At 35.3% G+C, this 8,855-nt stretch carries 9 protein-coding genes; 2 read left to right on the plus strand and 7 right to left on the minus strand.

What is annotated here, in order from left to right; all coding sequences use genetic code 11:
- Positions 1 to 32 precede the first annotated feature (32 nt).
- The 6 genes from ACKPEB_RS02745 to ACKPEB_RS02770 form a co-directional block, all read right to left on the minus strand.
- On the minus strand, positions 33 to 1,643 hold the full coding sequence (locus ACKPEB_RS02745) for a hypothetical protein (protein ID WP_408963255.1): 1,611 nt from the start codon (positions 1,641 to 1,643) through the stop codon (positions 33 to 35).
- 92 nt (positions 1,644 to 1,735) lie between these two features.
- A complete protein-coding gene (locus tag ACKPEB_RS02750) occupies positions 1,736 to 2,224 on the minus strand; it encodes a type II toxin-antitoxin system VapC family toxin (RefSeq protein ID WP_408963256.1) in 489 nt (162 codons plus the stop codon).
- Positions 2,225 to 2,232: 8 nt separating this feature from the next.
- Positions 2,233 to 2,964, minus strand: a complete 732-nt coding sequence (locus tag ACKPEB_RS02755; RefSeq protein WP_408963257.1) for a hypothetical protein — start codon at positions 2,962 to 2,964, stop codon at positions 2,233 to 2,235.
- Between the two features lie 120 nt (positions 2,965 to 3,084).
- The gene (locus ACKPEB_RS02760; protein WP_408963258.1) at positions 3,085 to 4,242 is read right to left on the minus strand and encodes an NAD-dependent epimerase/dehydratase family protein; all 1,158 of its coding nucleotides are present in this window, start codon (positions 4,240 to 4,242) and stop codon (positions 3,085 to 3,087) included.
- Positions 4,243 to 4,300: 58 nt separating this feature from the next.
- Positions 4,301 to 4,891 (minus strand): chromophore lyase CpcT/CpeT, encoded by a 591-nt coding sequence (locus ACKPEB_RS02765; protein ID WP_408963259.1) that lies wholly within the window; start codon positions 4,889 to 4,891, stop codon positions 4,301 to 4,303.
- Between the two features lie 85 nt (positions 4,892 to 4,976).
- On the minus strand, positions 4,977 to 6,134 hold the full coding sequence (locus ACKPEB_RS02770; protein WP_408963260.1) for an esterase-like activity of phytase family protein: 1,158 nt from the start codon (positions 6,132 to 6,134) through the stop codon (positions 4,977 to 4,979).
- 154 nt (positions 6,135 to 6,288) lie between these two features.
- On the opposite strand from ACKPEB_RS02770, the gene ACKPEB_RS02775 reads away from it, so the two are divergent.
- Positions 6,289 to 7,572: a hypothetical protein gene (locus ACKPEB_RS02775; protein ID WP_408963261.1), complete on the plus strand. Its 1,284-nt coding sequence runs from the start codon at positions 6,289 to 6,291 to the stop codon at positions 7,570 to 7,572.
- A 26-nt stretch (positions 7,573 to 7,598) separates the two neighbouring features.
- Here ACKPEB_RS02775 and ACKPEB_RS02780 read toward each other — a convergent pair whose 3' ends face one another.
- The gene (locus tag ACKPEB_RS02780) at positions 7,599 to 8,249 is read right to left on the minus strand and encodes an N-acetyltransferase (protein ID WP_408963262.1); all 651 of its coding nucleotides are present in this window, start codon (positions 8,247 to 8,249) and stop codon (positions 7,599 to 7,601) included.
- A 201-nt stretch (positions 8,250 to 8,450) separates the two neighbouring features.
- Between ACKPEB_RS02780 and ACKPEB_RS02785 the strand changes: the two genes are divergently transcribed.
- Complete coding sequence (locus ACKPEB_RS02785; protein WP_408963263.1) at positions 8,451 to 8,597, plus strand: hypothetical protein; 147 nt, start codon at positions 8,451 to 8,453, stop codon at positions 8,595 to 8,597.
- The last annotated feature ends 258 nt before the right edge of the window (positions 8,598 to 8,855 follow it).

Below are 8,855 nucleotides of genomic sequence, written 5' to 3' on the forward strand. Positions count from 1 at the left end.
AAAAAAATACTATGAGGGTTAATAGGGTCTGATTATTGATTTTTCTCCTGGTTTTTTTGGGCTACTGCTTCATGATTTGTTCGATAAACTTTTAATCGATCTTGACTTTCGGGATAAATAAAAGAATCTTTGGGAATAGATTCAAGTAAATTAATAGATTGTTTCCATTTTTGTTCTGCTTCCTGCCAAACACTCAAAGATTCTGGAGGATTTTGTAGCATAACTGATGCTTCCATTGCCAGTTTTTTAGCCGATTCTAAATCATTTGTTGCTTTTTGTTCTTTATTTAAAATTTGGCTAATGGAGTTATAATCTTTTTTATAAATTTGTAATTTTTGGTTGATTTTTTGAGAGTCAGAAGACTTTTTAGGGATTGCTTCTAATAGTTGAATAGCATCTTGCAATTGAGTTTGAGCTTGTTGCCAAACCGTTAGAGGATGGGGAGGATTTTCAATGAGTTTGGATGCTTCTAATGCTAACTGGTCAGCCGTTTCCAAACGACTTTGAGGAGTTTCTGGAGTCAAAGGATTGGGATTTTCTTGTTTAGACTTAAAAGGATTAAAAATTAACAGTCCAAGTCCTCCTAATAAGATTACAGCAGCAACAATTATCATTAATTGACGAATTTCTTTTTCCTTTTTCTGTTTTAATTCCGCTTCGCGTTGATGTCGCAATTCTTCCTGTTGCTGACGTTGTAATTCCGCTTCTTGCTGACGTTGTAATTCTAATTCCTGTTGACGTTGTAATTCTTCCTCTTGTTGACGTTGTAATTCCGCTTCTTGCTGACGCTTTAATTCTAATTCCTGTTGACGTTTTAATTCTAATTCCTGTTGACGTTGTAATTCTAATTCCTGTTGACGTTGTAATTCTAATTCCTGTTGACGTTTTAATTCTAATTCCTGTTGACGTTTTAATTCTGCTTCTTGTTGACGTTGTAATTCTAATTCCTGTTGACGTTTTAATTCTGCTTCTTGTTGACGTTGTAATTCTTCTTTTTGCTGACGCTGTAACTCAAGGGAACTTTGAATTAATTCCTCATACTGTTCATTTAAGCGAAAGCGATAAGTTTGCAAATGATCAAAAATTGAATTAATATTAATTTCAGATTGAGTAATTAAAGGATTAGCAGAGGTTAAATTAAGGGATTGTTCAAACTGAATTAAAGCATCAATTAACCGACTCCAATCATATTTTTCTATAAATTCTATACTATCGCTCTCATCTGTCCAGTTCTTTAATTCGATTAAAATAATATCGACTAAATAGCAGAGAGCATTTTTAATCACGGCATATTGTTGAGAATCAAAGTAATATTCTAGTAACTCAATAAAATTCAATAACAACCCGCTATCAACAGCAATCTGATTCATTAAATCTAGGCGTTTAGCATATTGAATTTTATCTTTTTTTACAGTATCTTGATTAGCATCCATGAATGATAACTGATCAAGCGCACCAAAAATTGAATGATTTCTTTTTTCGTCGTTAATTTTAGTGTTTATTTTTTTTAAATCCGGTTTAATCTCTTGTATAAATTGCAAAAAATTAGAAGAGTCAAGTTCAGAACTGCTAAGAGATAATTGTATTTTTTCTACGATATTGATTAGCTGATTTTTTAAGATTAAGACTTTGGCAACATCCATTATTATACCTCTTAGATAATCGGATTAATTCTTATAGAACTGTAATCTAACATATTATTGAAGTTAAAGACAAGTGAGTCTGGATGCTGGCATTAAATTAATTCACGGTTAGTTAGAATATTAGGCCACTCATAAATAGATATTTCATGGTTAGGAAATCGAGATAAATCTTTTAAGTCAGTCGTGACAATAGTCACTTTTTCAAAAAAATCTTTTTGTCCAATAGCTTGAGCGACCAGAATTGCATCTCCATCTAAACTCTTCGGATGCGATCCACCCTTTCCTTGCTTCCGTATTTCTGCCCACAATTGAGCAGCTTTTAACATGGTTTTTCGGTCTAAAGGTATTAGTAAATTCTGCAATAAATCTAAGCGGTCAATACTTTTATTGAGGTTTTCTAAAAGTAGATTCCGACGAAGTTCATAATCTATTATTTCTGGAATTCGCAACTCAAAATTATTCTGATTGAGATATTCCAGCCATTCTCTAATTTCTACATCATACTCACGTTTTTCGTGCTTACATTTAGGATGAACTATAGTTCCTAAAGGCCCAGAATCTAATAGTATAACTTTACTCATTTAATCTTTTATAAAGATAAGGGATTAGATTTTAGAGCCTGTTCTACGAAAGGATATACTTCTTGATCATAGCCAGATTCATCCTTTGTCCATTCCTTAAAGATACTAATCAAATCATCTAAAGATCCCTTTTTGTGAGGAACTTCAGATTGATTGTTTGAGTAAGCAGCTTCAATTTTAGAATCTGTTTGAGATCCTTCTGTTGTATTTTCAAGAGATGGTTGAGCAACAGAAAAAGGTTCTATGGTTTCGTTAGCCGACAATCCTTTAATAATATAATCGAGATAAAATGCTATTTCTTGACTGGCTTGAGTACCGAGTTTATTACTTACAAAACTAATAGTGACTTTTTTCAGGACTTGAATAGCATTAATAGTTTGATTAATAGACAGTTCAATAGATTTGTAAGTTTCCTCCAGACCGTTGAGAACTGTTTTATCTAAAATATAAGTATCTCCTGCTAACATTGCATATATAGAACAACACAAAAAATTATCTAAATTAAGCCGAAAAGTGGCGAGAAAAGGCTGAAGATTAGACTGATCAGATTTTTTAAGGAGAGTAACTTCAGAAAGAAAGTATTCTCTCTCAACTTGCTTGAGGATTGGATCTCGATTTTCAACAATAAATCCAGCAACACGAACTATCTGTGCACCTGCATGAACGCAGTCTTTGAGCTTTTCAATATATGTTCCTTGGTCTTCAGCTTCCCTGATAATCTCTTTAATATTTTCTATCATTGTATTTTGTCCAAATAGGTGTTTTCTTAGAACTAGCTATTCCATTATAACAAAATAAAAAGCTTACTGTAGAGATCCTAACCCTTTCTCTACAGTAAACATCAACAACATTCTCCCTGATTAACCCGGATTACGCCATGAGACTTTCGGCATAATTTGGTTTTTGTCAACCCGTTGCTGATACTTAATGGCAAAATTCAACAGAGAATCTAACAAGGAATCAGACAGAAAATGAGGCTGTAATCCTAAATCCAACAGATTTGTATTTTTAGCGTTGAAATAATGGTCTTCTAATTCAACACGGGGATTAGGAATATTCTCGACTTCCACATCTAATCCTAAAGCAATACCCGCTTTTTTCACCATCATAGCTAAGTCACCGACGCTATGTAATTCGGTAAACTGATTAAAGACGCGGAATTGTCCAACATCTGCCGGATTTTCTAATGCTAATTCAATACAGCGTACTGTATCCCGAATATCTAAAAAGGCTCTAGTTTGTCCGCCTTTTCCATAGACGGTTAAGGGATGACCAATAGCGGCTTGAATACAGAAACGGTTTAATGCAGTTCCGAAGATTCCATCATAGTCGAGACGGTTAATTAACAGTTCATCCATTCCGGTTTCTTCTGTTAACACCCCATAAACGACGCCTTGGTTTAAATCCGTTGCTCGCAGACCCCAAATTTTACAAGCAAAATGGATATTATGGCTGTCATGTACCTTGCTGAGATGATAGAAACTGCCGGGTTGTTTGGGATAGGGTAAAGTGTCTTTACGACCGTTATGTTCGATGGTAATATAGCCTTCCTCAATATCAATATTAGGGGTTCCATATTCTCCCATCGTTCCTAACTTCACCAGATGACAATCGGGGAAATGTTCCCGCATGGCATACAGCAGGTTAAGATTACCGATAACGTTATTTGCTTGGGTGAGAACGGCGTGTTCTCTATCAATCATTGAGAACGGTGCAGAACGCTGTTCTCCAAAGTGAATAATGGCTTGGGGTTCAAACTTGAGTAAACTCTTAATCAGGAAGTCGTAGTTATTGATATCACCAATAAACAAGTCAATAGACTTCCCGGTTAAATCTTTCCAACGCTGAATTCGTTGCTGAATCGGGGCAATGGGGGTTAACGTATCAATACACAGTTGTTGATCCCAGTGACGTCGAACTAAACTATCCAAAATCCCGACTTCATAGCCACGATTGGACAAATACAACGCTGTGGCCCAACCGCAGTAGCCATCACCACCAATAACCAGAACTTTCATAAATACACTTGTTGAATCTTGATGTGCCAATATTGGGTAAATTTATCAGGAAAGGGGATCAAATTTTTACCTCGTCCGCAAAACTTGTCCAGCGCACGAATTGAAATGGCCCTGCTAAAGCACCCCACAGTTGTTCATCGGTTTCGGGGTCGTGTCCTCGGTCATGACTAATGAAGTGGTGTTCATCAATTTCAAATTCACTCGCCAGATAGGTGACGTTTCCTTTGCGTTCGACTATACATCCTTTACCCGGTTCAACTTCTCCTTTAAAACTTTCTCCTGTCCAATGGGTAATAAAAGAACATCTTTCCATTTTTTTCAAACGGTCTTTTGTTAACCCTTGTAGTCGTGCGGGTTCACGGGATGCGCCATAAAATTCTTGCTCGTTTTCAATTACATAATTCTCAATTTCAATGTGATTTTCTTTATCGACTAATTTCAACACCCGCACGCGATAGGGTTGTTTTAAATTAATATCATAGGCTTGTTCTAAATACAAGCTAACACCGTCTAATAAGGCGACAGGTAAGGGACGCATACAAACCCGAATATGGGCAAAAAACGGCGGGTTTTCAAAGGCTTGCGCTTGGTTGCTGAAGTCGGCTGCCATTAATTGCGCTAGTTTTACAATATCGGTAGAATGAGTCATGATTGACCAACGGTTATCAATTTCGTTTTTTAGGATACAACGGAATCAGGAATTAGGAAAGAAAATTTAGAAAGTGTTGTATTAACTAAGTTTGATTTCCTAGTCTCAAACTGAATAATAAAACCTGAGTTGTATTATGATTATCTTCACCAATTAAGACTAAACTTTGACTTCCATCAGGTAAACGAGAGCCTAACGTCATTCCCTTTAACTGTTGTAAAGGAATTCCTAAATTTTGTAAATCCAGTAAGAGTTTTTTTCGCACAGGTTGTACTTTAATTAAATTTCCTTTTAAACTCACCATACGAGAGGTGTCGGTAGCATCTCCGGTGAATAATTGATAAATTTTACCCGTGTCTTTTGATTGTTCTAAACTGAGTAATATTCCCCCTTTAGCGGCGGCAATATCAACTAATCCTTGAGAGGTTTCATCCAGTAGATATAAGGTTTCAGAAACTAAAAAAGACGCTCGATCTGCGATGACATAATGCAATAATCTTAATTTAGTGGCTAGTTCTGGATCTCGATCTTGAATTAACGGTTTTTCAGTGATGGTAAATAATCTAAAGGGATCTCGACCATCGGGACTAAAGCCATCGGGAGAAATTGTTAACGCTTTAAAGCCAAATTGAGGTTCGACTCCTTGGGTTTGTTCAGATTCATTAAATTGGGGAAGATAAAAGGGAGAAAGAGGAACAGTATTTTTTAATTCTCCTGTTTTTAAATCGTATTCAGCAATTAAGGGAGGAGTGTTAACATTTTCTAAATTTTCCGTCGAAATAAACACAGAATGACGCGGAGAAAAGGCAATACTTTCAGGATAAACTTGATTTTCTAAAAGCGGTTGTTCCTGTTTGTCCTTGAGTATTGTTAATCCTTCTACGGTGATATCTTTTAAAGGGATAGATTCAGACGGATCTAAGTTAAAGTTAAAGGTGTAGAATTTCGCTGGAGACTCTGCTGTTACTGCATCTGATAACCCATAAAATTGAATTTTGTTATCCGTTGAAGTTCCATACCCAGGAACTTGATAAGTTAGAGATGATAACTGACTAACAGGTTGATCTGTTGATAAAATTGGGTTCGAGAGTTCATATTTTCCTAAAAAATTTAAGGATAAATCAACAAACATTCTATCCTCGGCGGATACTTGGGGAATAGAACAAGCGGTTAACAAAATCAGACTACAGAATAATATTGTCAGACTTTTAAAAAGACTATTGTATTTTTGGATTGCTTTCAATTTTATTTCCTCCTGAATGCTAATTTTGCTATTATCCCATATTTTATCAAATTTAAGTAGAGTGACGGTTACTTTTAGGGTTGATACTTGCTATAATATCTTTTAAAAATACCCTTTTAACTTTATGATCAATCGTAAAAACCTAACTATTATAATGGTTGTTGCTATCATTTTATCGGGTTTCGGGAATACCGGAATTGCGATCGCCCAAAAACAAAAAGAAACAGAAACTGAACCTGAAAAACCTCTACTCGATGATTTTTCCCCTAACCCGTTATTGAGTAAAGAACTTGATCCTTTACTTCCTTCTCCCCCTCCAGAGGGTCAAATTTTAGGTCAAAGTCAACAGAAAATCTTAGAACCGGAATTAGTTAAATTAAATGCAGAAGCAACCGCATTATTAGCCGCACAAAATATTCCGGGTGCGTTTGAATTATGGAACCGAGAGTTAAGAATTCGTCGGTATTTCGGATTATCTCAAGAAATAGCCGCTTTAAATCGAGTCGGGTTAATAGCATGGAATAATAGTCAAAGATTGTATCTTAAATTTATTACAGAACGTCTGGATCAAATTTTACAAAAACTGCAAAAAGACCAGAATAATAATTTGGAATTATGGCAATTATTGGGATTAGCTTTTAAAAATGTTAGAGCCAAAACACAAGCTTTAACTGTTTATCAAACTTTATTAGAAACAGCTAATAAAAATCAAGATATTCTAGCCGAAGAACAATATTTTAATGAAATTGCTCAAATTTATATGAATTGGTTAGATTATCCCAAAGCCGCAGAAACCTATGAACAACTGTTAGAAATACAACAGGATATCCGTGCTATTCGAGGAGATGTACCACCGCCTCAACCCCTACCTGCTACCCCGGAAAATCCTAATCCTACACCGCCACCAAGTGAAGTGCGATCGCTCCAACAATTAGCGTTTATTTATGAACAAATTGGAGAATATTTAAAGGCTATTTCTGTTCGGGAAAGGCTAGCCGGCTATTATGCAAATCAACCTAATTTATTTCCTATTCCCGAAATTAAATTAGCTATTGGTGGGAATTATGAAAAATTAGGACAATTTGAACAAGCGGGATTAACCTATCAAGAAGCCTACAGTATTGCGACCTCTATTCAACAATTTGATAACGCCAGTGAAGCATTAGGAAGATTAGCTAAACTTTATCGCTCTCAAAATCAAATTAAAACCGCTTTAGATATTTATCAAGCTCAAGTCTTAGTTAATCAACAAGCTTATAATTATTATGGCATGATGAATGCTTATGATCAAATTGGAGATATTTATTTATCACAAAAAGCCTATCAAGCTGCGATCGCTGCCTTTCAACAAGGACTAGCATTAGCACAACAATTAAAATATAAAGAGGATTATTTTGTGAAAAAAATTGATATTGTTAAACGTCAAATGAATCAGTAGGGGGTTATTCCCCTCACTCTCAGTTATTAGTTATCAGTCAGAATAATATCATCTTTAATATTTTCAATCCAATTAAAAATCGGATCATCAGGATGACGACGATAGACTTCTGTGTATAACTCTCGAATTAACTGTTGAATAACGCTTTTCTTTAGGTTTTCTAAATTCTTATTGGGAATAATCATTAATATCATTTCTGTCGTTTTAGTTCCATCTAACGCGGGTAAAATATATAGAATATCCTGTAATTTTTTTGCTCCTAACCGTTGATAAAATCCAACTCTGCGTTGCTTTAATTCCCGTTCTTCTCCAAAATCAGGGTGTTCAACTTCTAAGACTAAAGTTTTAGACTGTTTTTTAAAAAAATCAATTATATAATTCAAAAATTTAGAGCCGATTTTAATATTTCTTAAATGGGGAACAGTAGCTAAATATTCTAATAAAATAAAATCCTGACTAGGCAGAGAATATAAAATTGACATTAAAGCCAATTGTTCTTGATAATAACCGACCCAAAGTTGAGCTTTTTTCGCTAGAATTGCTTCTTGCAACCAAGCAACCGGAACTCGTTCATAAGCAGGAAATGTTTGTTCATAAAGAGCGATCGCAACTTTAAAATCAGGATGATCAATATTTTGAATTTGCCAAAATTCAATTTGCGGGTGAGTTGAATACATAGGAGATTTTAGTTTAAAAGAAAGCGATCGCTCTCAGAAACCGGGTTTCTATGGGAGATTAATGGCATTAAATTAAGATCTATTGAGAAACCCGGTTTCTAGTTGACTCAGCTTAACCCTATCATAAATCTGCACGCCTCTTGACAATGTAATATAAATGTAATATTATTGATATATATTTAGATCCGCTATAAAACTCTTATGCCTTACGAAACCTTAAATCTTTCGACTCCTAAACCCGTCCTATCTTGGGCAAATCATGAGTTAGGTTCCGAAGAAACCAAAATGGCGAAAAACGTCGCTTCTTTGCCATTTGTGTTTAAGCACAGGGTAAAAATTCATGGGTAGAGCTATAATATAAAATCCCTAAATATTTACTATAAATTCACCCCTGTAGAGACGTTCCATGGAACGTCTCTACAGGGGGTTAGGGGGAATCATCTGTAGCATCTATAATAGGATTTCATATAAAATAGGCGATCGCACCCGAATTCCCCCCTCTCCCTAACTTCCCTTAATAATAGAGGGATTTTATTCAATAACAATTCCTTTGCCGCTTACTCAACGGGAAACACGACTCTGATTTGTCCCAAGTCCCAAATTTGA

This window comes from Planktothrix sp., from assembly GCF_046067725.1.
Lineage (GTDB): Bacteria > Cyanobacteriota > Cyanobacteriia > Cyanobacteriales > Microcoleaceae > Planktothrix.